Source organism: Pseudomonas sp. Root401 (assembly GCF_001425105.1).
GTDB classification, from domain to species: domain Bacteria; phylum Pseudomonadota; class Gammaproteobacteria; order Pseudomonadales; family Pseudomonadaceae; genus Aquipseudomonas; species Aquipseudomonas brassicacearum.
Genome location: NZ_LMDO01000023.1, coordinates 239,925 through 265,269, shown reverse-complemented (window position 1 = coordinate 265,269; position 25,345 = coordinate 239,925). Strand labels below are relative to the sequence as shown.

Sequence of the window (25,345 nt, the reverse complement as noted above, 5' to 3'; positions counted from 1 at the left end):
AAGTGCGCCCATTCCGCCACTTGGAAGTGCAGAGCCCGGTCGTGCGAGGGAGGTGAAAAGAGAGGAGGGTCAGGCGATGCTGAGACTGACGTCGATATTCCTGCGCGTGGCTTTTGAATACGGGCAATTCTGGTGGGCTGCCTCAATCAGCTGCTGTGCAACATCCATCTCGATACCCGGCAATGACACCGCAAGCCGAGCCTGCAGGAAAAAGCCCTGTTCGCCGTGGACCAAATCGACTTGGGCATCGACAGCTGCAGACGCCGGAAAGCCGATTTTGCGAGCGTTACAGGCGTGGCGCAGGGCACCCAGGAAACAGGCTGACCAGCAAACCGCAAACAGCTGCTCAGGATTGGTGCCGTTCCCGGGTGCACCTGGGGCAGAGAGCTTGAGATCAAGTCGGCCGTCATGGCTGCGTCCAACGCCTTCACGCCCTCCTGTTGTGTGCGTGTGGCTGGTATAGAGCACTTTCTCGATGCTGATCATGCGCATTACCCGAAAAATGAAAACGGCCCAAGGCGCTGATTCAGATAGCGTTCAAGGCTTCATGGCGATCAAGCGCAGAAGTGTCCGCCACAGTGTCTGCGACGCCAATGCCTTTCTGTTTGCGCAAGTAATGAAGCAGCGTGCGCCGAGCGGTTTCGATCAGCCACGCCCGGAACGGAACGTTCGGGTCATAACTGGCGCGTCGTTGATAGAGCGATGCGAAGGCTTGTTGGGCCAAGCCTTCGACTTCTTCCCGCCTGACACGTCCAGCTTGAACCTGGCCTTCATAAAAGGCCATCAGCAGCGGTTTCACCGTTGCCAGAAGCTGCGTCGATGCACCTTTGCCAGATTTGACCAGGTCAATCATCAGCGCTCGCAGTTCGTCGTTCCCAAGACGGTCAACGCTGCACAGGCAGCTATCGCCATAACGTTCGGTCATGCCGGTTCCCTCTGGAGTCAAGGTTCAACTGTTCATGGGCGATGCCTACAGGTGCGCCATGCGTGCAGTTGGGAGACTCAAGAGTGATGCCTTGAACCGTCTAGCACCAGTTATGCGCTGTTAGCGTTTGTTAGTTGAGGCGCTGGCGGGCGTCGGTTCCCGGGTGAATGCCTCCAGCTCCCGCACCAGGCTCTGGGCCGCCAGCATGACTAATTCGGCGCCTTTTTCCGGTGTCGCCTGGGCGGGATCCGACCCCATGCGCCCGTCGGGAAAGCGCAGGCGGAAATCATGAGCCTCGCGTATAGGGCCCGAGTTGGCAATTTGGGGGGTGTAATCAGCCGTTTTGATCGAGTCTGGGTAGGCCCACTGGGTCACAGCGATCTCCGACGGTGTGGCATGGACGCCGTGGCCTGTCGGGAACTGGCGGTTTGCCAGCGCACCGACACCTTCCAAGTCCCACCAGTTGCACAACTTCAAGGCAAATCCCGCCGGGCGTCGTGCGAAACTCGCCTCGGCATACAACTCCGAGAACGCAGCCTCGATCGAGGCGATATTGCCGCCATGACCATTGAGGAAGAAGATTTTCTCGAAGCCATGGGCGGCCAACGAGCGCACCCAGTCGCCGATGGCTGCGATAAAGGTCGAGGGCCTTAGCGTGATGGTCCCGGCAAAACCAATGTGATGTTGGGCCATGCCGATGTTGAAGGTGGGCGCCACCAGAATATCGGCAGCTTTTTGCGCTTCGTTGGCGATGATCTCCGGGCACATCCAGTCGGTACCTAACAGCCCGATGGGGCCATGCTGCTCGTTCGAACCGATGGGAATGACAATGGTGCGACTGCGATTGAGGAACTGCTCGATTTCAGGCCAGGTCGACTTGTATAAAAGCATTTTTTAGCCTCGCTATTACAAACTCCTTTCGGAGCAGGTTAGGGCGTCGTTTGCGCTATGCGGATGGCGAACCACGAGGGCGATCGCGCTCATGGCCAGCCATGTCAATCACAGCATGACGCAGGCGAGGCAGAACATTACACGTACGTATCACAAACGTGCCAACGCTCGCGTCCCGTCACGCCAACTTGAACGGCAACTCACGCAACGGTTTACCCGTCAGGCTCGCCACCGCGTTGGCAAAAGCCGGGGCCAGTGCCGGCAGGCCGGGTTCACCCATCCCCGTAGGAGGTTCGGCGCTGGGCACGATGTGGACGGCAAACGTCGGCATGTCGGTAATGCGCGGGACGCTGAAGTCGGCAAAGTTGGTCTGCTGCACCACGCCGTCTTTCAGGGTGATCGCGCCACCTGGCAGGCACATCGACAAGCCCATCAGCGCCGCGCCTTGGACCTGGGCCTCGACACTGCGTGGGTTGACGGCCAGGTTGCAGTGCACACCGGCCGTCACGTTGTGCAGCACCGGACGACCGTCCTGCACCGAGGCTTCGACGACGTAGGCCACCACCGAGCTGAACGACTCGTGAACCGCCACGCCCCAGGCATGGCCCGCCGGTAACTGGCGCTTGCCATACTCGCTCTTGTCCACGGCCAATTGCAGCGCCTCGCGATGGCGCGGGCTCTGGTCACCAAACAGCTTCATCCGGTAGGCCACTGGATCCTGCTTGGTCGTGCGGGCGATCTCGTCGATCAGCGTTTCCATCACAAACGCCGTATGGGTGGAGCCCACGCTGCGCCACCACAGCACGGGAACATTGAGTTTGGGGTGATGAACCGTCAGCCGCATGGGCAGCGGATACGGATTGCGCAGGCCTTCCGTGGCGGTCGGGTCGATGCCGTTTTTCACCCGCCCGCCAAACACGGTGCCGGTGATGATCGATTGGCCCACCAGGGCGTGGTCCCAGGCGAGCACCTTGCCGCTGTCGTCAAAACCGATGCGCGCACGGTGCAGATGCATGGGGCGATAGTAACCGCCCTTGATGTCGTCCTCCCGGCTCCAAAGGGTGCGGATAGGGGCGTTGACCCCGGCAGTGCGGGCGGCCTTGGCGACCTCGCAAGCCAGCACGGAGAAATCGTTGGTGGGCACGCCGCGCCGGCCAAAACCACCGCCGGCAGTCTGCACGTTCACCTGGATCTGCTCTGGCTTGAGGCCCAACACCTTGGCGGCCGCGGCACCATCACCGCCGGGGAACTGCGTACCGACCCACAGTTGAGCGCTATCCCCGGCTAGCTGCACGGTGCAATTGAGCGGTTCCATCGGGGCATGGGCGAGGTAGGGGAACACGAACTCGGCGTCCAGTTGATGCGGCGCGCTGGCAAGCGGCGTCATGTCTGCATCAAAGTGCAGCGGGCCGGGCTGCTTGGCCAGTTCCCGGTATTGAGCCAATTGTTTCTCACTGTCCACTTTTTCTACAGCGCTCGCATCCCACTCCACCTTCAGCGCATCGCGTGCCAGCTTTGCCTGCCAGTAACTGTCGGCGACCACCGCAACACCTTCGGCACCGCCGTCCAGTGGTATGCGCAACACGGCTTTTACACCTTTCGTGGCACGTGCCGCGCTGTCATCCAGGGAGGCGATTTTGGCGCCGAACACCGGAGGTCGGGCGACGACAGCGGTGAGCTGCCCCGGCAGATGCATGTCGATGCCAAAATCCTGCTGGCCGCTGCTCTTGGCCTTGGCGTCGATGCGTGTCGTGGCCTGCCCGATGATGCGGAAATCCTTGGGATCCTTGAGTGTGATCTGCTCGGGCACCGGCATCGCCATCGCGGCTTCGGCCAGCTCGCCATAGCTCGCTTTACGGCCTGCCGGGCCGAGGACCATGCCGGCCTGGGTGCTCAGGCTCGCCACGTCCACGTTCCAGCGCGCGGCGGCGGCACTCAGGAGCATGGCGCGGGCACGGGCGCCGAGTTCGCGGTACTGGGTATAGCTGTTCTTGATCGAGTTGGAACCGCCGGTGAGGTGGATGCCGAAGGCCGGGTCCATGTAGGCGGCGTCACTGTTGCCGTTGCGACTGCGTACCAGGCTCCAGTCGGCATCGAGCTCTTCGGCAAGAATCATCGGCAAGCCGGTCTGCACGCCCTGGCCGAACTCCAGGCGGTTGATGGTCACCGTGACTTCGCCGCTGGGCGCGATCTGCACGAATGCCGCGGGTTGCTGGGTCGGTTTGAGCGGCGCGGCAGCACCATTGGCCTCCTGCGCCAGGGCCAGGTGAGGAAAAGCGCCGAGCGCCAGACCACCGATGCCGACAATCTTGAGAAAGCTGCGGCGCGGCAACGTAGCGGGGCCGTCAGCCTCGTCACGTTCAAGCAGGTGCTGCAAGGCGCGAGGCTGCTCGTTCGGGAAAATCTCGTTCAACATGGTCTGCTCCGATCAGGCAAGGGCTTTGGCGGCATCAGCCACCGCGGCGCGGATACGGGCGTAGGTGCCACAGCGGCAGATGTTGCCGGCCATGGCCGAGTCGATCTCGGCGGCGGTGGGCTGCTTGCCCTTGGGCTGGGCCTTGAGGAAAGCGGTCGCGCTCATGATCTGGCCGCTCTGGCAGTAGCCACATTGCGCCACGTCATGCTTGACCCACGCTTCGTGCACGGCGCTGCCGACCGGGTCGCTGCCGTTGGTTGCCGCTTCGATGGTGGTGATCTTCTTGCCTTCGGCGGCGGCAATGGGCGTCACGCAGGAACGAATGGCCTGGCCATCCAGGTGAACGGTGCAGGCGCCACACAACGCCGCGCCGCAGCCGAACTTGGTGCCGGTCATGCCCAGCGTGTCGCGCAAGGTCCAAAGAATCGGGGTGCTTGGGTCTACGTCGACCGTGTATTCACGGCCATTGATGTTGAGGGCGCTCATAGGGGTACCAGCTCCGGATGGTTTGGCTCTGGTCAACTATAGAAAGCAATGCCGGGGGGCGATTGCACGATCCGGGCGGATAATTGCCTGATCGTGCGAATCGAATAGGTGCTGAGTGTTGCCACAGCACAGGTGAGATCCCATCAGACAACACCCAACAGACAACAAAGCCAGGAGAGCGTCACGTGTGAGTTCCACTCCCTGGCCCCGAACAATACTGACCGCTTACAGCAATGGAATGCTATAGCTCACGATCAGCCGGTTCTGATCCTGGTCACGAGCAATATCGCTTCGCGACATGCCGTTGCGCCAGCCGAAACCGACGTTCTTCAATGCGCCGCTCTGGATCACATAGTCCAGGGAAATATCACGCTCCCATTCGCTGGCGTCCTGGCCGCTGGCGGTCTGGATGTTATCGCCCTTGAGGTACATCACCGACGCCTTCAAGCCCGGAACGCCAAGCCCCGCGAAGTCATAGGCATATTGGGCGAATGCCGTGCGCTCACCGGCCTGGATGAATGTCTGGATGGTGCGGTCGGTATAGAGATAGAGACTCGCGCCACCTTCGCCTTTACCCACCAGGCCGCCCTGGTTGAGTTGGGCAAAGTTGCTGTCTTCGGACACGCTTTGATAACCGGCGGTAATGGCATGGCCGCCCAACGAGTAAATGAACGCCGCACTCCAGGTATCGTTGTCGATTTCACCGCTGCCGTCCTTGGTATAGCCGCCGAGTTTGTAACCACTGGCGCGACCGGCTGCGCTGCTGTTCTTGCCATCGGACGTGGTCTTGAAATAACGCAGGTCGGTTTTCAACGAACCGTATTCACCCAGTGGTAAAACATGCAGCAAACCGGCGAAGTGCTGCTGGTAATAATCTTCCAGATTGGCGTAGTAATACTGGGCAGTCAGGTCCTTGGTCAGTTTGTAATCGCCACCGGCAAAGGTGAATTTGTTGCTTTCCTGGCTACCGCCCGCCACGGCCAGGCCGGCGCTGTCGCTCGAAGCACGGCCGGTGGCGTGTTCCAGTTGTCCGGCAGTGAAGGTCAGGTTGTCGATTTCATTGCTGGTGACTTGGCCACCCTCGAAGGTTTGCGGCAGCAGGCGGCCATCGTTGGAAACCAGGATCGGCAGCTTCGGCTGCAAAGTGCCGTAACGCAGTTCGGTCTTGGAAACACGCATCTTCGCGGTTGCACCGAGACGCGACCATTGGTCCGCCGCCTTGTCACCATCGTTTGGGAACATCGAGCCGCCAACATGCCGACCCGCGCCGCTGTCGAGCTTCAGGCCCAGCAACCCGATCGCGTCCAGGCCAAACCCTACGGTGCCGTCGGTAAACCCGGATTGATAATTGAGCATGAAGGCCTGGCCCCATTCTTCTGTCTTCGAAGGTGCGGCGGCGCCATCACGGTTATCGTTGTTGAAGTAGAAGTTGCGCAAGTTCAAGTTGGCTTTGCTGTCGCTGATAAAATCAGCCGACGCCAATGGACTCAGGACCAGACTCACACCGCCAGTTAAAACACTCAGTACTTGAAATAGGGCTTTCATCAGGACGGACTCCACCGCGGAATCACTGTTCCGGGCATGTTGGAAAGGCAGCAGTAAGCTCTCGGCCGATCACCTGATTGGCCGATGCGTTAAATGACTCGTTAGAAAATCTTCAATGCATAGAGTGGGGTCGGGGATAAATCTCCAAAGAGTGTCATCAGTGAAAGTCCCTGGGTTATCAGTCGATCAATCCATGAGCGTCATAAAAGGGGTACGGCCCGGGATACTCGCCAAACACGCCGTTATGGGTCACCAACCCCTGTCCATGCCAGTGGTGCAGCAGGTAGCCGGGTGGTTCCAGGTTGAAATGCGCGGGAGCGGTTGGCTGCAGATCCAGGACAATTTGATGGGAGGTGCCGGGACACACGCAGCTCAGGCTGCCACCAAAGCGTTGCTGCATCGGCCGATGCAAATGCCCGCATAGCAGGCGCTCTACCTGCGGATGACGGGCGATGACCTGCTCCAGCGCCGAGGCGTTGATGAACGGTTCGCGGTCCATGTGGCCGATGCCGCTGATAAACGGCGGATGGTGCAGGACCAGCAGCGTTGGCACGTCGGGACAACCGGCCAACTGTTCATCGAGCCAGCTCAATTGGCTGTCCAGCAACCGGCCGCCATGGCCGCCGGGAATGGTGCTGTCCAGGCCGATCAGGCGCAGCGGATGCGCGTCGACCACCCAATCCAACGGAGCCCCAGCCACGCTTGGCAAGTAGTCATGATCGGCAAACGCCGCCCGCAAATGTTCGCGGTTGTCATGGTTACCGGGCACCAGGTAGCAAGGCATGTGCAGGCGCGCCAGTTCGGGGTGCAGTACGGCGTATTCATCAGCGCGACCGAAGTCCACCAGGTCGCCACTGATCACCACGATGTCGGGACGCGGCACCCGGGTATTCAAATGATCAACGGCACGACGCAACGCGGCGAGGGTATCGACGACGCCATAGGTCAGTTTTTCCCCTGCCTTGAGATGCAGGTCGCTGATCTGCGCAATGAGAAACGGATGATTCAAAATATGCCCTCTGAAAACACGAATATCACGATGACAAGGTGAACAGCACCTGCGGCTCGACGGCCAAGGCAACCAGGGCACCGGGGGTATGTATGACGCCGTCGGTGCTGTCCACCAGCAATGGTTGGGCGGCGCCGACGTCCACCAACAGGCGGCTTTGGGCTCCCTGGAAAAACTGGCCCACCAGGCGCCCGCGCAGATGCCCCTCGTTGTCCATCACCCGCAAATGCTCGGGACGGCAATAGACGGTGGCGGGCAACCCGGCACCCAGCCATGGCAACTCTCCGCCATGGACTTTCAAGCCCAGGGGCGTGTGCTTGAGCACTGGAAAAGCGTTGAGGTTGCCGACAAAACTGGCGACGAAAGCGTTGGCCGGTTGCTGGTAGATTTCCCGTGGGCTGGCCAATTGCGCGACGCGCCCGCGCTCCATGACCAGGATCCGATCGCCCAGCGCCATGGCCTCGCCCTGGTCGTGGGTAACGAACACGGCGGTAATACCCAGATGGCGTAGCAACTGATCCAGTTCGCTGCGCAGGCGCTCACGCAACTGCGCGTCCAGTGCCGCCAAGGGTTCATCGAGCAGCAATACCCGGGGCTTGGGCGCCAGGGCACGGGCGAGGGCGACCCGCTGGCGCTGGCCGCCGGACAATTCGTGGATGCTGCGCTTGCCATGATCCTGAAGGCCCACCAATTCCAGCAGCTCGGAGCAGCGCTTGTTCCGTTCGGCAGGCGCCATGCCGCGAATCTTCAAGCCATAGACGATGTTGCCGGCCACATCCAGGTTGGGAAACAACGCATAGTTCTGGAACACCATGCCCACGTCGCGCCGCTCGATGGGCAGGCGGGTAACGTCGGTGTCGCCAAAAAACACCTGCCCCACATCCGGGCGTTCGAGCCCGGCGATCAGCCGCAGGGTGGTGGTTTTACCGCAACCGGACGGGCCGAGGATCGCCAGGGTTTCGCCGGCCTCTATGGTCAGGTCCAGGTCATGCACGGCAACGGTGCCGTCCGAGAACGCCTTGCGGCAACCCGCCAGGCGAATGGTGGTTCCGGTCATCGTTTTTCTCCACGGGAAAGGCGCGCGCTGATGGCCTGCAACGCAATCAGCAGCGGCACGATCATCAGCAGGAATATGAGGGTGTAGGCGCTGGCGACTTCCAGCCTGGCCGAGGCGTAGCTGTCCGCCAGGCCCACCGGCAGCGTCTTGGTCATCGGCGTGTGGAGCATCCAGGTCAGGTTGAACTCGCCCAGCGACAGCGTGACAACCATGAGTACCCCGGCGAGGATCCCAGCCCGGCAGTTGGGCACCACCACACTGAAGAATCGTCGCAGCGGCCCGGCGCCAAGGCTGGCCGCCGCTTCTTCCAGGATGGGCAAGTGCTGGCGTTGCATCACCGCCATCACCGGACGCACCAGGAACGGCAGGGTGAACAGCACATGGCCGACGAGAATGAACAGCCAACTGCTGCGAAACCCACCGAACTGCCCATAGGTGAGCAGCAACGCCAGGGCGCTGGCCAGGCCTGGCATCGCCACCGGTAACACCATCAACTCCTCGAACGCGCGGCTGAAGCGGTTGTTCATCCGTACCAGCGCATAAGCCGCCGGAACACCCACCACGCAGACGCACAGTGCGCAGGCCACGGCCAGTTGCAGGGAGAGCCAGACCGTCGGCGAATAGGCCTGCCAGACTTGCACCAGCCAATCGAACGTCAGGCCGCTGGACACGCCCTGGAAATAATTGCGTGTCAGCCCGGCCAGCAGCGACATCAGCACCGGCACCAACATGAACGCGCAGACCAGCAGGGTGAACAGCAACTGGCCGATAAACAGCGTTGAGCGTCTCACAAGACTGTCCTCGAATTTTTCGCCAGGCGCCTGGCCAATAGCAGCACCGCCCAGGTCAGCGCCCCCAGCACCACCGACAGTGCAGCGGCCACGGCGAAATTGGCGTAGTTGGTGAACACGTTGTAGATCGCCACCGGGGTCACGTTCAGGCGGGTGCCCAAGGTGAAGGCCGTACCGAAGGCGCCCATGGAGGTGGCAAAGCAGATCGCTCCGCACGAGACCAGCGCCGGCGCCAGGCCAGGGACGATGACATCGCAGATCACTCGCCAGTGGCCGGCGCCCAATGAATGGGCGGCTTCTTCCAGGCTGCGATCCAGGCTTTCGCAAGCGGCCATCACCGTGAGGATCACCCGCGGAATCGAGAAGTACAGGTAACCGATACAAAGGCCCATCAGCGAGTAGGCGAAGATCCAGCGCTCACCCGCCAGCTCGAGGCCAAGACTGGCGAACAAGCCTTGGCGCCCAGCCAGCAGAATCACCAGGAAACCGACGACCACACCGGGGAATGCCAGCGGGAAGGTCAACAAGGCAACCAACAGCGAACGCCCGAAGAAGCGCTGGCGACTGAGGAAAACCCCACTGATGCCACCCACCAACAGCGCCGCGAGGGTCGTCGCCAGAGCCAACAGGCAAGTCTGTGCCAGACTGCCCAGGTATTGCGCACTGCCCAGGACCTGCCAATAACCGCTTTCGCCGCCGTCGCGACGTTGCCCGCCCAGCACGATCAGGTGCGCCAGCGGCAACAGCCAGAACGCGAACAGCACCGCTGCCGCAGGCGCCAGGGCCCAGGCCGCGGTCAGCCGCAAACGCGGCACCGTGGCCTGGCCCGACGAGACTCCCCGGGCTTTTATTGCCGAGGCGGTCACTTACTTGACCTCTTTCAGGTAACGCGCGGAAAAGGCTTCCTGCGCCGCCGCCATCTGCTCGTAGTTGACCACGCCGGCCCGGGCATAATCGCTGTCCGGCAGGAACTGCGCGGCGATGTCGGCAGGCATCTTCATTGTCCGCACCGGCCGCAGGTAGGCCTTGGCCCAGAGCGCCTGGCCTTGCTCGGACAGGACGAAATCCAGGACCTTCTCGGCGTTGGCCCGATGAGGCGCGTTGTCGACGATGCTCATCACGTAAGGCACGCTGATGCTGCCTTCCTTGGGAATCACGAAAGCGACGTTGGCCTTGTCCTTGTAGCGCGCCCGGTAGGCGTTGAAATCGTAATCGACCAGGATCGGCAACTCGCCGGACAACACCCGCGCATAAGCGGTCTGCTTGGGCACGATGGGCGAGTTTTTCGCCAGTTTCTGGAAGTAATCGATCGCTGGCGTGAAGTCGTTGAGGTTGCCGCCCATGGCCTGGTTGATCGCTACCGCAGAAACGTAACCGACGAACGCACTGGACGGATCAAGGTAGCCGACCATGCCTTTGTACTCAGGCTTGAGCAGATCGCCCCAGCTTTGCGGCACGGGCAGGCCGCCCAGCGCATCGACGTTAACCATGATGCCCAGGGTGCCGGAGTGAATGGCAAACCAGTGTCCTTGCGGGTCCTTCAAACCGGCCGGGATCTGCTCCCAGCCCTTGGGTTTATAGGTGCCGACCACCCCGGCTTTTTGCGCCTGCAAACCGAAGGTCACGCCGTAATACACCACATCCGCCACTGGCGCGGCCTGCTCGGCCACCAGTTGTGCCAAGGCCTGCCCGGAGTTCTTGTTGTCCAGCGGGACCTGCACGCCGGTGGTATCGGCAATGGCCTTGAGCTGCGTGCCCCAGTCGGCCCATTCCGGTGGGCAGTTGTAGCAAATCGCCGTTTCGGCAGCCCGGGCCAGGCTGGCAACGCCGCAAAGCAGCAACGTCGCCAGGGTTTTACTGAAGCGGATCATCAAGCGTCTCCTCGTAGGGTTGAGTACTTTCGCCCGGCCGGATATGGCAGGGCAGGCAATGGGAAACCGGTGCGGCGCCGCCGATTTGCGCCAGCAGTTGGTCGATCACGGTGCAAGCCAGGGCCTCAATAGGCTGGACGACGCTGCACAGCGTCGGGTGCATCTGAGTGCCGAGGGCGATGCCGTCAAAGCCAATGACCGAAAGCTGCTGGGGGACGTGCCAACCGTTGCGGCGCAGTTGTGCAATCAGGCTGATTGCCAACAGATCGTTGGAGCAAACCAATGCACTGAGGGCTTGCGGGCCTTGCAGCAGTGGCTCGATGGCGGCGAAGTCGGCTTGGGTATGGGCCGGCATTTCAATCACCGGCAGGCAGTCGAGACCGGCCTCACGCATGGCGTCGCAATAACCGGCGTAACGCAGGCGAGCACGGTCCGATTGCAGGGCAGGGCCGGCCACCATGCCGATGCGCCAATGTCCGGCCTCGAGCAGATAACGCGTGGCGAGGGCCATGCCGGCGCGGTTGTCCACCGACACGGCGCTGTAGTCCGGGTTGCCCGGCTGGTGATAGGCCAGCACAAAAGGCGTGTCCTCGTTGTCCAGGCTTTGCAGCACGCGGTTGCTTTCGGCATCGGTCACCGTGAGGACCAGGCCATCGACGCGCTGGCGCAACAACTCCTCGACCACCACGCTTTCGCGCTCGCTGCTGTAGTCGGTTGTCGCCAGGAGCAGGTTGTAGCCGCGCAAGCGCGCAGCGCGCTCCATGGCCTGGAATTGTTCGGCGAACACTGGATTGAGCAGGTTGGGGACCACCACGCCGATCAGCTTGGTCACCTGCAGGCGCAGTTGGCGGCCCAGACGATTGGGCCGAAAACCCAGTTGGCGCGCAGCGGCGAAGACTTGCTCGCGGGTCGCCGGACGCACCACTTCAGGGGAGGCAAAGGTGCGGGCCGCGGTTGCCCGCGAAACCCCAGCCAAACGTGCCACTTCTTTCAAATCAGTCATTGTCACTCGCTTGAGATCGATCTCATTGGCGAGGACAGTACTCAGGGCTTATGGCGTTTTGGCGACGCAGTGATGACAATTTGATGTCAGTTGCAGATATCTATCGTTGAAAGGTATCCAGGGTGCATACGCATACTCAGCGCATGCTCGCGGTAAACCCGTACTGCCTGGCGGACCACACCACCGCCAATGTCAGCAGCAAGAGAGCGACCAGCACAGGCGCGAACACAACGACACCCAGGTGATCGAGCAGCACGCCTCCCACGATCCCGCCGCCGGCAATGGCGACGTTCCAGGCCGTGACCAACATCGATTGGGCGAGATCCGCTGCCTCTGCGGCCGTCTTGGCGATTGCCGTCTGGAACAACGTCCCGGCCCCTCCAAAGGCGATTCCCCAGGCCGCTACCGCGATGTAGATCGCGGCAGGGCTGTCGCTCATGGCGCCTAGCGTCAGTGCCGAGATGGCGAACAGCGCCGTGCTGGCAAGGGTCAATGCCCGTAGATGGCGATCGATCAGCACGCCGACGACCCAGATGCCCAGCAACGATGCGACCCCGAAGACCAGCAGAACCAGGTCGGTCCGCTCGCCCAGGCCGGCCGCCATCAGGAACGGCGCGATATAGGTAAAGAGAATGTTGTGCGCCAGGACAAAAGCCAGCACCACGAACAACACCGAGCGAACGCCCGGCAGGGTGAAAACCTGGCCCAAGGCAAGGCGCTTATTGGTGGCTTGCCCTGGGAAGTCAGGCACCTTGAGTCGTACCCAGACCATCAAGGCGACGGCGAACACGCTCATGATGGCGAAGCTCATCCGCCAACCGATCAAATTACCGAGCAGGGTGCCGGCCGGTACGCCCAGGGATAACGCCAGGGGGGCGCCAACCATGGCAATCGCAATCGCCCGACCTTTCTGACTCTCGGGCACCATGCGGGCGGCATAACCGGCCAACAAGGCCCAGAGCAGCCCGGCCGATACGCCACCCAGCAAGCGCGCGACGATCGTCAAACCATAATGGGTGGAAAGCGTCGTGACTGTATTGGCAACGGCAAAACCGGCAATGGCCAACAGCAAGAGTGACCGGCGCCGCATGCCTTGGGTCGCGGCCGTCAAGGGAATGGCCGCCAGCAAGGAACCTATCGCGTAGACCGTGACCAACTGGCCGGCGAGGGCTTCGGAAATCGCCAGTCCTTCGCTGATCTGTGAGAGAAGACCGGCAGGCAAGGCTTCGGTGAGAATGGTCACGAACGCCGCCAGCGCGAGGGCAAACAGTGAGCCGATGTGGAGCGGCGCAGCGTCTTGAACGACCTCGGCATCGGCGTCGATATGGGTATTGGCAATCGTCATGTGTCACCTGCTTGAAACGCTTCTGGCCCGCCGGATAGCGGTGTCAGTCGCAGATTGATACGTGCCGACTACGGTAAGTGCCCCTTCTTGGCGAGACAAGAATGCTAGAGTGCGCAACACATCGGAAAAAATGTCCGCAATAGGAGCCTGGCGTGGAGTCACTGAGCGGGATTGATTTTTTTGTTCGCGCGGCCGAAACCCGCAGCTTTTCAGAGGCGGGCAGGGCGCTTGGCATTTCGTCTTCGGCGGTGGGCAAAAGCGTCGCCCGGCTCGAGGAACGGCTGGGTGTGCGGCTGTTTCATCGCAGCACGCGCAGTATCACGCTGACGGCAGAAGGCACGCTTTTCCTCGAGCGCTGCCGGCGTATTCTCTGCGAAGTCGAAGCGGCCGAACTGGAATTGTCGGAAACCCGCAAAGCGCCGCGGGGCAAACTGCGGGTGAGTTTGCCGCTGGTTGCAGACCTGGTCATGCCGACGCTGATGGCCTTCATGCGCCGCTACCCCAGTATCGAACTGGACCTGGATTTCTCCGACAGGCTGGTGGACATCATCGAGGAAGGTTTCGATGCCGTCATTCGGACCGGAGAACCGAACGACTCCCGGCTGATGTCCCGCCCGTTGGGCGCGTTCAAGCTCGTCGTGGTCGGTTCGCCCCGGTACCTCGCCGAACACGGCACGCCGCAGGTGCCGGCGGATCTGCTGCGCCATGCCTGCCTGCTATACAAGTTTCCCAGTACTGGCAGGATGCAGGTCTGGCCGATAAACGGGGAAGGGCAGCCCGATCTCAACCTGCCGGCCACCCTGGTCTGCAACACCACCGAGGCGTTGCTGTACGTCGTGCGCGATGCATTGGGAATTGCCTGCGTGCCGGACTTCACCGTGCGCGATGCCATCGCCAGCGGTGAACTGGTCACCGTCCTCGACGACTTCAATCGGCATCAGAGCACCTTCCGCATGCTCTGGCCTTCAAGCAAGCACCTGGCGCCGAAACTGCGGGTGTTCATTGATTTCATGAGCAGTGAATTGTTCAAGTGACTCATCGCTTGGCGAGCAGCCCGAGGCACTGTTGCAACACTGGCGATACGTCCCCGGCGCGGTAGCTCACGACGATGGGTGAAGTGGCGCTGCTGTCCAGCAGCGGGGTGTAGCCAATGTCATCGCGGTGCAGTCTTTGCACCGAGGCGGGTACCAGGGTGATACCGATGCCTGCTGCAACGAGGCCGATGGCGGTCTGCAGCTCGTTCACCGTTTGCACCACCCGGATCCGCAAGCCCTGTGCGGCGAAGATGCCCAGGACGTGGTCGGCATAGCTCGGGCGCGGGGTGCCCGGGTAGAGGACAAAAGGTTCTGCTGCCAGTTGCTCCAGGGTGGCCGGTCCCGACAGCAGCGGGTGACCTGCCGGCAGGGCTGCGACCAACGGGTCCTGGCGCAGGATTTCCTGGGTGATGGTGGGATCATCGAACAGCATCCGGCCAAAACCAACGTCGATGCGGCCACTTTTCAGCGCTTCGAGCTGCTGCAAGGTGATGAGTTCCGAGAGCCCCAATTCCACATCGCCGAGGCTACGCAACTGACGGATCAACTCAGGTAAGGCGCCGTATAGCGTGGAAGGGGCAAAGCCAATACCCAGCCAGCGTTTCTGACCTGCAGCGACGCGACGCGTGTCGTCGCCAATGCGCACGAGCTGTTCCAGCAGTTGGCTGGAGTGCTCATGAAAGAACCGACCCGCTTCGGTCAACCTCAGCGGCCTGGAACGTTCAAGCAGCGCCACCCCCAGTTCATCCTCCAGTTGCTGGATCTGGCGACTCAGCGGCGGCTGGGCAATGTTCAACTGCTCAGCGGCGCGAGTGAAATTCAGGGTTTGCGCCAGCACCCGGAAGTAACGCAAATGACGAAGCTCCACGATACCTCCAAGGTATAAAGCGAGACTTATTCAATATTGGACGGTGCGCTTGCTCAGCGTCAATCTTTGCCCAAGAACAAACACAACGCCGACGGAAAGATTATGACTGCTGTCACCATCGAACGCTTCGATACCCAAATTGTTGACCTACCCACGATCAGGCCACACAAATTGGCCATGCATACCATGCACGGCCAGACGCTGGTCATTCTGCGGATCCAGTCCAGTGACGGCATCATCGGCGTCGGCGAGGCCACGACCATCGGTGGCTTGGCGTACGCTGGGGAAAGCCCGGAAAGCATCAAGGTGAACCTCGACAAATGGTTCGCACCGCTGTTGATCGGGCAAGACGCGAGCAATCTCAACGCGGCCATGCAACGGGTCGACCGGAGCATTCGTGGCAACACGTTCGCGCGTTCAGCGGTGGAAACCGCGCTGCTCGACGCCCAAGGCAAGCGCCTGGGGCTGCCGGTGGCGGAATTGCTCGGCGGACGTGTACGCGACGGTGTGGAAGTGGCGTGGACGCTGGCCAGCGGCGACACCGGCCGAGACATCGAAGAGGCCGAACACATGCTCGATGTACGTCGCCACCGGCACTTCAAACTGAAGATCGGTGCCGCGGAGCCGGCGCGCGACATCGCCCATGTCGCGGCGATCAAGCGTGCCCTGGGTGACCGCGCCAGCGTGCGCGTCGACATCAACCAGGCATGGAGCGAAGCGCTGGCCATACGGGCCTGTCGACTGTTGGCCGATGCTGGCGTCGAGCTGATCGAACAACCCTTGTCCCGACACGACCGGCCGGGCATGGCCCGCCTCAGTGCCCACAGCCCGATCCCGCTGATGGCCGATGAGGCGATCGAGTCGGTCCAGGACAGCTTTGCCCTTGCGCAGATGGGCGCCGCTTCGATTTTTGCCCTGAAAATCGCCAAGACCGGCGGCCCCCGGGCGGTGTTGCGTACTGCTGCGATTGCCGAAGCCGCCGGTATCGGCCTGTACGGCGGTACGATGCTCGAAGGCAGCGTCGGCACGCTGGCGGCCGCTCATGCCTTTGCCACGCTGGACAAGCTGGAATGGCACACCGAGCTGTTCGGACCGCTGCTGTTGACCGAAGATATCCTGGTGGAACCGCCTGTCTATCGGGACTTTCAGCTCATGATCCCGCGCACGCCCGGTTTGGGCATCGAGCTGGATGAACAACGGCTTGCGCGTTTTGCGCGCCGCTGACCTGCCTTAGCCAAGAGGATACCCACGAGATGCTTTTCCACGTACGCATGACCGTCAGGCTCCCAGCCGATATGCCGGCTGAAACAGCCGCTCAGCTCAAGGCCGACGAGAAAGAACTTGCGCAGCGCCTGCAACACGAAGGCACCTGGCGTCATCTGTGGCGCCTGGCCGGGCTCTACGCCAACGTCAGCGTGTTTGATGTGCCGGATAACCAGGCGTTGCATGACACCTTGATGCAATTGCCGCTGTACCCCTACATGGAGATCGACGTGACACCGATGTGCCGACATCCATCTTCGATCCATGCCGACGACCGCTGAGTTCCACCCGATTCGCAGCACTGACATCGACAAGAACAAATAATACTGATGAGGGCAAAAGCCATGACCGTTCGTATCTCCCAAACCGCTGAAGTGCAGCAATTCCTCGAGAAGGCATCCGGTTTCGACCAGCCCACCGGAAGCCAGCGGATGAAGCAGGTGGTGCATCGTGTCTTGAACGACTCGATCAAGCTCATCGAGGACCTTCAGGTAACCCCCGAAGAGTTCTGGAAGGCTGTCAACTACCTGAACGACTTGGGCCGCCGCCAGGAGGCTGGCTTGGTCGTCGCGGGGCTGGGGCTCGAACATTACCTGGACATGCTGATGGACGCCGAAGATGAACAGGCCGGCCAGGTCGGCGGCACGCCACGGACCATCGAGGGCCCGCTGTATGTGGCCGGCGCGCCGCTGTCGGAGCACTTTGCCCGCCTCGATGACGGCCAGGACCCCGGCACGGTGTTGTTCATGACCGGCCAGGTACGCGACACCGATGGCGAGCCCCTGGTCAACGCGGTGGTCGATGTCTGGCACGCGAATACCGGCGGTACCTACTCATATTTCGACCCTTCGCAGTCCGAATTCAACTTGCGTCGGCGGATCCTGACGGACGCCGAAGGACGCTTTCGTTTCCAGAGCATCGTGCCCTCGGGCTACGGCTGCCCGCCGGATGGTCCGACCCAGCAATTGCTTGACCAGCTGGGGCGTCATGGCCAGCGGCCTGCACACATTCATTTCTTCATTTCGGCGCCTGGACATCGTCACCTGACGACGCAAATCAACTTGGCAGGGGACCGATACCTGCACGATGATTTTGCTTATGCAACCCGTGACGAATTGATCGCCGAGATTCGCTTCAGCGACGATGCCAACGGCCAGCGGGCGGATATCGAGTTCGATTTTGTCCTTCAACCAACCGCCGCGCCCAAAGACGAAAGCCGTCCCGAGCGAGTGCGAGCGCTGGAGGTGTGATTCACCGTTACGCCTGACACCCAAGCCCCCGCAGCGATTGCTGACGGGGGCTTTGTGGCTTCCGCCTGGTCTTGAGCAAACAACAAAAAGAGGCGCCAACATGACCGTGTTATTGAGTGAGCGCAGCCAGATTTTCGACCGTGCAGATGCCTATGCCGTGTCGGATTACGTTAACCAGCACGTGGGCAGTCACTGCATTCGCCTGCCGCCCAAAGGCCGCCCTCAGGCGAGCATCAGCCATCGTACGTTCTCGAGCCTGGACTTGTGTCGTATCAGTTATGGCGCGCCAGTGCGGGTCACCTCGACGGCGCTGGAGACGATCTATCACCTGCAAATCCTGCTTCAAGGGCATTGCCGATCCGCTGCCCGAGGTAAAGAGCAGGTTTTGCGGGCCGGCGAGATTCTGCTGATCAATCCGGATGACCCGGTCGACCTGACGTATTCGGCCGACTGCGAAAAATTCATCGTCAAAATGCCCGTCAGGCTGTTGGAAAACGCCTGTCTGGAGCAGCACTGGACGCTTCCGCAGCAAGGGATCCGGTTCGTGTCCGAGCGCCACGAGCTCAAAGAGATGACTGGTTTTGTGCAACTGCTGGGGTTGATCTGCCATGAGGCCGAGAACGCGGCGCAAGGTGAGGTCCAGTGCCTGTACGAGCGGATAGTCGCTAACAAGTTGCTGGTGTTGCTGGCAAACAACGTCTTGAGAGTCGCCCCCCGGGCTGAGGAGGGAGCTGGTTTCGAGCGCGTGCGGCAGTTCATCGAGGAGCACCTGACCGAAGACATCAGTGTCGAACAGTTGATGGCGGTCGCCCGGGTTAGCGAGCGCTCGCTGTACACGCTGTTCGAGCGCAAGGTCGGCGTTTCACCGCGGGACTATATGCGCCAGCGCAAGCTGGAGCGGGTGCATGCCGAACTGCAAACCGCGACAGCGCGCAGCGTTACCGAAGTCGCGCTGGATCACGGTTTTCTGCATCTGGGTCGCTTCTCCGAGGTCTACCGCAAGCGCTTTGGCGAGCTGCCTTCGCAGACTTGGCGGCGCCAGCGTGAACAGGCCGCGCCACGCGGATAGCGAATTGCAGTACGTGGATATTGACGCCGCAAGTGAACACGTAGGGTGAGGGGGCCTGATACAAGAACAACCGAGGGCCTACCCCATGATCAGCACGCTCGACAGACTCGCCCGTCAACTCAGCGAATCCGTTCAGGAAGATCCCGCTACCGGGGTCTTCCGCTGCCGCCGCGACATCTTCACCGACGCCGAACTGTTCGCCCTGGAGATGAAGCATATTTTTGAAAGTGGTTGGGTCTACCTGGCGCATGAAAGCCAGGTGCCGGACATCAACGACTACTTCACCACCTACATTGGCCGTCAGCCCGTCGTTATCACTCGCGACAAACAAGGGTCGCTGCACGGCCTGGTCAATGCCTGCGCTCACCGTGGCGCCATGCTGTGCCGACGCAAGCAGGGCAACAAAGGCTCATTCACGTGCCCGTTCCACGGCTGGACCTTCAGCAATGCCGGCAAGCTGCTCAAAGTCAAAGACGCCAAGACCGGCGCCTATCCCGACAGTTTCGATTGCGACGGTTCCCACGACCTCAAGCGCCTGGGCCGTTTCGAGAACTATCGCGGCTTCCTGTTTGGCAGCCTCAGCGAAGCCGTCCCGGAACTGAGTGATTACCTGGGCGAAACCCGGGTCATCATCGACCAGATGGTCGATCAGGCGCCTGAAGGGCTGGAAGTGCTGCGCGGCAGTTCGTCCTACACCTACGACGGTAACTGGAAACTGCAGATCGAGAACGGTGCCGACGGCTATCACGTCAGCTCGGTGCACTGGAATTACTCGGCAACCATGGGCCGCCGCAACTATGAGGCCGAAGGCACCCGCACCGTGGATGCCAACGGCTGGTCGAAGAGCCTGGGCGGTGTCTATGCCTTCGAACATGGGCACATCCTGCTGTGGACCCGCCTGCTCAATCCCGAAGTGCGTCCGGTGCATGCGCACCGTGAGGCCCTCGCCGAGCGCCTGGGCCAGGAGCGTGCCGATTTCATCGTCGACCAGACCCGCAACCTCTGCCTGTATCCCAACGTTTACCTGATGGACCAGTTCTCCACGCAGATCCGCGTGGTACGGCCCCTCGCGGTCGACAAGACCGAAGTAACGATCTATTGCATGGCGCCCAAGGGTGAAAGTGCCCGGGAGCGCACGACCCGCATTCGCCAGTACGAGGACTTTTTCAACGTCAGTGGCATGGGTACGCCCGACGACCTGGAAGAGTTCCGTGCCTGCCAGACCGGTTATCAGGGGGCGACAAGCTTGTGGAATGACCTGAGCCGCGGCGCAAAGCAGTGGGTCGAGGGGGCTGACGAAAATGCACGCGCCATGGGCATGAACCCGCAGCTCAGCGGGGTGAAAACCGAGGACGAGGGGTTGTTCGTCCGTCAGCACGCCCACTGGGCCGCCAGTCTGCAACGAGCGATTGAGTTGGAGCGACAAAGCCTGATTGCCACCGACAAGGAGGTGCGCTCGTGAGCATTTCCCGTGACAGCCTGCTGGCTTTTCTCTACCGCGAAGCACGCCTGCTGGATGATCGCCAGTGGGACGAGTGGCTGGAGTGCTACTCGCCCAAGGTCGAGTTCTGGATGCCGGCGTGGGATGACCACGACACGCTGACGCAGGACCCGCAGAGTGAGATTTCGCTGGTGTATTACCCCAGCCGCGACGGCCTGGAAGACCGAGTTTTCCGCATCAAGACCGAACGCTCCAGTGCCAGCACGCCGGAGCCGCGAACCGTGCATTTCATCACCAACCTCGAGGTACTGGCTGAAGACGCCGGGTACGTGGAGCTGCGTTTCAACTGGCAAACCCTCAGCCATCGCTACAAGACCACGGATACGTATTTCGGCACGTCTTTCTATCACCTGGACATCAGCGCTGAACAGCCGCTGATCACGCGTAAGAAGGTGGTGCTGAAAAACGACTACATCCATCAGGTCATCGACATCTATCACATCTGAGGCCAGCGCCATGACGTATTCCATAGCCCTCAATTTTGAAGACGGGGTGACCCGTTTCATCGACTGCAAAGTGGGTGAGAAGGTGCTGGATGCCGCCTTTCGCCAACGCATCAATCTGCCCATGGATTGCTCGGACGGTGTTTGCGGCACCTGCAAATGCCGCTGCGAAACCGGTGCCTATGACTTGGGCGACGAGTACATCGACGATGCGCTGACGGAGGACGAAGCACAGGAGCGGCAAGTCCTGACCTGTCAGATGGTGCCGCAATCCAATTGCGTCATCGCCGTGCCGGTACCTTCCAGCGCCTGCAAGACCGGCACCACCCGGTTCGCTGCCAGCGTCACCGGCATTACTCGGCATGCCGATGCGGCGTTGGAAATCAGCTTCGAACTGGACCAGGCGCCGATTTTCCTGCCCGGTCAGTACGTCAATATCGAGGTTCCGGGCAGTGGTCAGACCCGTTCGTATTCCTTCAGCAGTCGGCCAGGCGAAAAGCACGCCAGTTTCTTGATAAAGCATGTTCCCGGCGGCTTGATGAGCAGTTGGCTGGAACGTGCCCGGCAAGCCGAGACAGTTGCCATGACAGGGCCGTTGGGCAGCTTCTATCTACGTGAGGTTACTCGGCCACTGTTGTTCCTGGCCGGAGGTACCGGGCTTGCACCGTTCCTGTCGATGCTTGAAGTACTCGCCGAACGTGCGGAAACGCAACTGGTGTCGCTGATCTACGGTGTGACTCGCGATCAGGACCTGGTGATGGTCGAGGCCCTGGAAGCCTTCGCCGCGCGCCTGCCGAACTTCAGTTTCGTGACCTGCGTGGCGGACCCCGGAACCGCGCATCCTCGCCAAGGCTATGTCACCCAGCACATGGCGCCAGCCGTGCTCAACAACGGTGATGTCGACGTGTACCTCTGCGGGCCACCGCCGATGGTTGATGCCGTACGCCGGCATTTCAAGGAACAAGGTGTCACCCCGGCCAGCTTCCACTACGAGAAGTTCACGCCCAACGCAATCGTCACCGGCGACGCCGCCTGAGGACACTGAAATGAACCCACGTTTCAACGAAAAGGTCGTGCTGGTCACCGGCGCGGCCCAGGGCATCGGTCGGCGTGTTGCCGAGCGATTGCTGGAGGAGGGCGCGTTGCTGGTTGCTGTCGACCGCTCTGAACTGGTCCACGAACTGCAGCATGAACATGCGCTGACCTTGACGGCTGACCTGGAGCAATACGCGCAGTGCGCACAGGTAATGGCTACGACCAAGGCGCGTTTCGGGCGCGTCGACATCTTGATCAACAACGTCGGCGGAACGATCTGGGCCAAACCGTTCGAGCACTACGCCGAACATGAAATCGAAGCCGAAGTACGCCGTTCCTTGTTCCCGACGCTGTGGTGCTGCCACAGCGTATTGCCCTACATGCTCGAACAGGGTAGCGGCGCGATCGTCAACGTTTCATCGATCGCCACGCGCAGCGTCAATCGCGTTCCGTACGGCGCGGCCAAAGGCGGCGTCAATGCGCTGACTGCCTGTCTGGCACTGGAAACCGCCGGCAGCGGCATCCGGGTCAACGCCACGGCCCCCGGCGGCACCGAAGCGCCGGCGCGCCGCATTCCTCGCAACAGCCAGCCGCAAAGCGAGCAGGAGCGGGTCTGGTACCAGCAAATCGTCGATCAGACCATCGACAGCAGCCCGATGAAACGCTACGGGACCCTCGATGAGCAAGTCGGCGCCATTCTGTTCCTGGCATCGGATGAGGCTTCCTACATCACCGGCGTGACCTTGCCGGTAGGGGGCGGCGACCTGGGCTGACACTGCGGCAGTACCTACGGATCTCACACACAACAAAAATAATGAGAGTAAAGCCATGCGGACCATCGACGTACATTCGATCATCGACAACGCCCGTTTCGGGCGCTTCCATTGGCTGGTCATGGGCTTATGCGCCTTGCTGTTGATCTTTGACGGCTATGACCTGTTCATCTACGGCGTGGTCTTGCCGGCGATCATGAAGGAGTGGGGGCTGACGCCTCTGCAGGCCGGCGCGCTGGGCAGCTATGCACTGTTTGGCATGATGTTCGGTGCCTTGGCATTCGGCAGTCTGGCCGACAAGATCGGCCGCAAGAAAGGCATCACCATCTGCTTCGCGCTGTTCAGCATGGCGACGGTGATCAATGGTTTCGCCAGCACGCCCGGCGAGTTCGGCGTGTGCCGCTTCATCGCCGGGCTTGGATGTGGTGGGCTGATGCCCAACGCGGTCGCGCTGATGAACGAGTACGCGCCGAAAAAAATGCGCAGCACCTTGGTTGCGTTGATGTTCAGCGGCTATTCCCTCGGCGGCATGCTGTCGGCCGGTGTCGGTATCTTCATGCTGCCGCGTTTTGGTTGGTCGTCGATGTTCTTCGTCGCGACCCTGCCATTGTTGCTTTTGCCGTTGATTCTTCACTACCTCCCGGAGTCCATTGGCTTTCTCATCCGCCAGGGCCGCACCGAGCAGGCCCGCACGCTGCTCGAGCGCCTGGCGCCAGGGAGTGAAATCGGCGTCGATGACACGCTTCAACTAAATGAAACCAAGGGCAAGGGCGCATCAGTACTGGAGCTGTTCAGCAATGGCCTCGGTGTAAGAACGGTGGCGATCTGGGTGGCGTTTTTCTGTTGCCTGCTGATGGTCTACGCATTGAGCTCGTGGCTGCCCAAGCTGATGGCCAACTCCGGCTACAGCCTGGGTTCAAGCCTGACGTTCTTGCTGGCCTTGAATTTTGGCGGCATGGCAGGCGCGATTCTGGGAGGTTGGCTTGGGGATCGGCTGAATCTGGTGAAGGTCATGATCGGGTTCTTTCTTGCTGCCGCACTCTCCATCAGCCTGCTGGGTATCAATAGCCCGATGCCGGTGCTGTACCTACTCATCTTCATCGCCGGCGCTACCACTATCGGCACGCAAATCCTGTTGTACGCCGGTGCCGCACAGCTTTATGGCTTGAACATTCGCTCCACGGGCCTGGGGTGGGCCTCCGGAATCGGTCGCAACGGCGCAATCGTCGGTCCGCTCTTGGGCGGCGCACTGATGGGGATCGAATTGCCCCTGCAACTGAACTTCATGGCCTTTGCCATTCCAGGCGCTGTTGCGGCGCTGGCAATGACGGCCTTCGCCCTGAACGAACGTCGCGCCCTGCCTGCCGCGATTGAAGCGCCCTCGGTAAAGGCCTGACACCGAGCGTAATAGCCCGCACGTCATGACGGCGGGCCCATGAGCTGTCGATAAATAACAATAAATAAGAGCACAACATGAATCAGCAGACCATACCGCGTTTCTGGCTTTCACTCCTGGGCGTGCCACTCGTCGCGTCGGCGGCGGACCAGGGCTTGCTCGAAGGTTCCACCGCCACCTTGCAAGCTCGCAACTATTACTTCAGCCGGGACTATTCCGACATCGTCGGCGCAAATCGGCAATCCAAGGCCGAGGAGTGGGGGCAGGGTTTCATCCTGACCTTCAAGTCCGGCTACACACAGGGGCCTGTGGGGTTCGGCATCGATGCGCTAGGGACGCTGGGCCTCAAGCTCGACAGCAGCCCTGACCGGGTCAATACCGGGTTGTTGCCGGTCACGGACGATGGCCGTGCGGCTGACGATTACAGCCGTCTGGGCCTGACGTTCAAAGCGAAAGTCTCTAAAACCGAACTGAAGGTCGGGGAGCTGCAACCGAATCTTCCGGTACTCGCCTTCAGCGACATACGTCTGCTGCCCCCGAGTTATCAGGGGGTGAGCATCAGTTCCAGCGAGATCAGTGGCCTGACTGTGCAAGCAGGTCACTTGACGACGACCAGCCTGCGCAACGAAGCCGGCGACGAAAAAATGATCGCCATGCTAGGCCATGTGCCTCAACGCCAGGCTGACAGCGATGCTTTCAACTACCTCGGCGGCGACTACAGCTTCAACAGCAATCGCACCAGCGTCAGCCTCTGGCACGGCCAGCTGAAAGACATCTATGCCCAGGACTTCATTGGTTTCAAGCACAGCCAGCCCATGGGCGACTGGGTTCTGGGCGCCAATCTCGGCTATTACGATGCCAGCGAGGACGGCAGTGAAATGCTGGGAAAAATCGATAACCAGGCGTTCTTTTCGTTGCTGTCTGCAAAACGTGGTGGCCACACCTTTTATGTCGGTTACCAGGCGATGTATGGCGACAGTGCGTTCCCAAGGGTTTTCGCCAACGTCACGCCTCTGGGTAACGAGGTGCCAACTTATGAGTTCGCCTATACCGATGAGCGCTCCTGGCAGGCTCGTTACGACTATGACTTTGCTGCAATGGGGGTGCCTGGCCTCACGACGACGGTGCGCTACATCACGGGTGACAACGTGAACACCGGCGCGGGTTTTGAGGGCAAGGATCGCGAGCGCGATCTGGATATCGGCTACGCGTTCCAGAACGGTTTTTTAAGCGGCCTGGGGGTACGCGTGCGCAACGTCATGGCGCGTTCCAACTACCGCAGCGACATCGACGAGAACCGGTTGATCCTCAGTTACACCTGGAAGCTGCTCTGATCTGCTCGGTGCATCAGACGCCACCCTGGCCGGTGCCATG

Annotated in this window: 25 protein-coding genes; 11 read left to right on the top strand and 14 right to left on the bottom strand. The window is 61.1% G+C overall.

The features are described 5' to 3' along the window. Nucleotides 1-69: 69 nt before the first annotated feature. From ASC85_RS18265 to ASC85_RS18205, 13 genes are all read right to left on the bottom strand, one after another. Nucleotides 70-486: an organic hydroperoxide resistance protein gene (locus tag ASC85_RS18265; protein WP_057450787.1), complete on the bottom strand. Its 417-nt coding sequence runs from the start codon at nt 484-486 to the stop codon at nt 70-72. A 40-nt stretch (nt 487-526) separates the two neighbouring features. Next, nucleotides 527-925 carry a sigma-70 family RNA polymerase sigma factor gene (locus ASC85_RS18260; RefSeq protein ID WP_057450786.1) on the bottom strand — a complete coding sequence of 133 codons (399 nt, stop codon included), beginning with the start codon at nt 923-925 and terminating at the stop codon, nt 527-529. A gap of 120 nt (nt 926-1,045) precedes the next feature. Then, on the bottom strand, nt 1,046-1,816 hold the full coding sequence (locus ASC85_RS18255; RefSeq protein ID WP_057450785.1) for a creatininase family protein: 771 nt from the start codon (nt 1,814-1,816) through the stop codon (nt 1,046-1,048). 178 nt (nt 1,817-1,994) lie between these two features. Further along, on the bottom strand, nt 1,995-4,232 hold the full coding sequence (locus ASC85_RS18250) for a xanthine dehydrogenase family protein molybdopterin-binding subunit (RefSeq protein WP_057450784.1): 2,238 nt from the start codon (nt 4,230-4,232) through the stop codon (nt 1,995-1,997). A 12-nt stretch (nt 4,233-4,244) separates the two neighbouring features. Further along, nucleotides 4,245-4,718, bottom strand: coding sequence for a (2Fe-2S)-binding protein (locus tag ASC85_RS18245; protein WP_003201837.1), 474 nt, complete (start codon nt 4,716-4,718; stop codon nt 4,245-4,247). A gap of 225 nt (nt 4,719-4,943) precedes the next feature. Further along, a complete protein-coding gene (locus ASC85_RS18240; protein ID WP_057450783.1) occupies nt 4,944-6,263 on the bottom strand; it encodes an OprD family porin in 1,320 nt (439 codons plus the stop codon). A 178-nt stretch (nt 6,264-6,441) separates the two neighbouring features. After that, complete coding sequence (locus tag ASC85_RS18235) at nt 6,442-7,272, bottom strand: phosphodiesterase (protein ID WP_057450782.1); 831 nt, start codon at nt 7,270-7,272, stop codon at nt 6,442-6,444. A gap of 25 nt (nt 7,273-7,297) precedes the next feature. Beyond that, nucleotides 7,298-8,329 (bottom strand): ABC transporter ATP-binding protein, encoded by a 1,032-nt coding sequence (locus ASC85_RS18230; protein WP_057450781.1) that lies wholly within the window; start codon nt 8,327-8,329, stop codon nt 7,298-7,300. Beyond that, on the bottom strand, nt 8,326-9,120 hold the full coding sequence (locus tag ASC85_RS18225; protein WP_057450780.1) for an ABC transporter permease: 795 nt from the start codon (nt 9,118-9,120) through the stop codon (nt 8,326-8,328). Before ASC85_RS18225 ends, ASC85_RS18230 begins: the two co-directional genes overlap by 4 nt. Beyond that, the gene (locus tag ASC85_RS18220) at nt 9,117-9,971 is read right to left on the bottom strand and encodes an ABC transporter permease (protein ID WP_082534410.1); all 855 of its coding nucleotides are present in this window, start codon (nt 9,969-9,971) and stop codon (nt 9,117-9,119) included. Before ASC85_RS18220 ends, ASC85_RS18225 begins: the two co-directional genes overlap by 4 nt. A gap of 15 nt (nt 9,972-9,986) precedes the next feature. Beyond that, nucleotides 9,987-10,991 carry an ABC transporter substrate-binding protein gene (locus ASC85_RS18215; protein WP_057450779.1) on the bottom strand — a complete coding sequence of 335 codons (1,005 nt, stop codon included), beginning with the start codon at nt 10,989-10,991 and terminating at the stop codon, nt 9,987-9,989. After that, nucleotides 10,975-11,994, bottom strand: coding sequence for a LacI family DNA-binding transcriptional regulator (locus ASC85_RS18210; protein ID WP_028236876.1), 1,020 nt, complete (start codon nt 11,992-11,994; stop codon nt 10,975-10,977). The genes ASC85_RS18215 and ASC85_RS18210 overlap by 17 nt, the downstream gene beginning before the upstream one ends. 136 nt (nt 11,995-12,130) lie before the next feature. Continuing rightward, nucleotides 12,131-13,339, bottom strand: a complete 1,209-nt coding sequence (locus ASC85_RS18205) for an MFS transporter (RefSeq protein WP_057450778.1) — start codon at nt 13,337-13,339, stop codon at nt 12,131-12,133. 152 nt (nt 13,340-13,491) lie between these two features. On the opposite strand from ASC85_RS18205, the gene ASC85_RS18200 reads away from it, so the two are divergent. After that, nucleotides 13,492-14,373: a LysR family transcriptional regulator gene (locus ASC85_RS18200; RefSeq protein ID WP_057450777.1), complete on the top strand. Its 882-nt coding sequence runs from the start codon at nt 13,492-13,494 to the stop codon at nt 14,371-14,373. A 1-nt stretch (nt 14,374) separates the two neighbouring features. On the opposite strand, the gene ASC85_RS18195 is transcribed toward ASC85_RS18200, so the two are convergent. Further along, a complete protein-coding gene (locus ASC85_RS18195) occupies nt 14,375-15,241 on the bottom strand; it encodes a LysR family transcriptional regulator (RefSeq protein WP_057450776.1) in 867 nt (288 codons plus the stop codon). A gap of 102 nt (nt 15,242-15,343) precedes the next feature. Between ASC85_RS18195 and ASC85_RS18190 the strand changes: the two genes are divergently transcribed. The 10 genes from ASC85_RS18190 (at nt 15,344) to ASC85_RS18145 (ending at nt 25,305) form a co-directional block, all read left to right on the top strand. Continuing rightward, nucleotides 15,344-16,465, top strand: coding sequence for a muconate cycloisomerase family protein (locus tag ASC85_RS18190; protein WP_057450775.1), 1,122 nt, complete (start codon nt 15,344-15,346; stop codon nt 16,463-16,465). Between the two features lie 29 nt (nt 16,466-16,494). Further along, complete coding sequence (gene catC / locus ASC85_RS18185) at nt 16,495-16,785, top strand: muconolactone Delta-isomerase (protein ID WP_014338349.1); 291 nt, start codon at nt 16,495-16,497, stop codon at nt 16,783-16,785. Between the two features lie 63 nt (nt 16,786-16,848). Beyond that, entirely contained in the window at nt 16,849-17,754 is a 906-nt protein-coding gene (catA, locus tag ASC85_RS18180; protein ID WP_057450774.1) for a catechol 1,2-dioxygenase, read from the top strand. A gap of 100 nt (nt 17,755-17,854) precedes the next feature. After that, on the top strand, nt 17,855-18,823 hold the full coding sequence (locus tag ASC85_RS18175) for an AraC family transcriptional regulator (RefSeq protein ID WP_057450773.1): 969 nt from the start codon (nt 17,855-17,857) through the stop codon (nt 18,821-18,823). A gap of 85 nt (nt 18,824-18,908) precedes the next feature. After that, a complete protein-coding gene (locus tag ASC85_RS18170; protein ID WP_057450772.1) occupies nt 18,909-20,285 on the top strand; it encodes a Rieske 2Fe-2S domain-containing protein in 1,377 nt (458 codons plus the stop codon). Further along, nucleotides 20,282-20,770 (top strand): benzoate 1,2-dioxygenase small subunit, encoded by a 489-nt coding sequence (gene benB / locus ASC85_RS18165; RefSeq protein ID WP_057450771.1) that lies wholly within the window; start codon nt 20,282-20,284, stop codon nt 20,768-20,770. The genes ASC85_RS18170 and benB overlap by 4 nt, the downstream gene beginning before the upstream one ends. Before the next feature lie 10 nt (nt 20,771-20,780). After that, nucleotides 20,781-21,803, top strand: a complete 1,023-nt coding sequence (gene benC / locus ASC85_RS18160) for a benzoate 1,2-dioxygenase electron transfer component BenC (protein ID WP_057450770.1) — start codon at nt 20,781-20,783, stop codon at nt 21,801-21,803. Between the two features lie 10 nt (nt 21,804-21,813). After that, nucleotides 21,814-22,575: a 1,6-dihydroxycyclohexa-2,4-diene-1-carboxylate dehydrogenase gene (locus tag ASC85_RS18155; protein WP_057450769.1), complete on the top strand. Its 762-nt coding sequence runs from the start codon at nt 21,814-21,816 to the stop codon at nt 22,573-22,575. A 55-nt stretch (nt 22,576-22,630) separates the two neighbouring features. Further along, a complete protein-coding gene (locus tag ASC85_RS18150; RefSeq protein ID WP_057450768.1) occupies nt 22,631-23,971 on the top strand; it encodes an MFS transporter in 1,341 nt (446 codons plus the stop codon). A gap of 77 nt (nt 23,972-24,048) precedes the next feature. After that, nucleotides 24,049-25,305 carry an OprD family porin gene (locus tag ASC85_RS18145; protein WP_057450767.1) on the top strand — a complete coding sequence of 419 codons (1,257 nt, stop codon included), beginning with the start codon at nt 24,049-24,051 and terminating at the stop codon, nt 25,303-25,305. Nucleotides 25,306-25,345 lie beyond the last annotated feature (40 nt).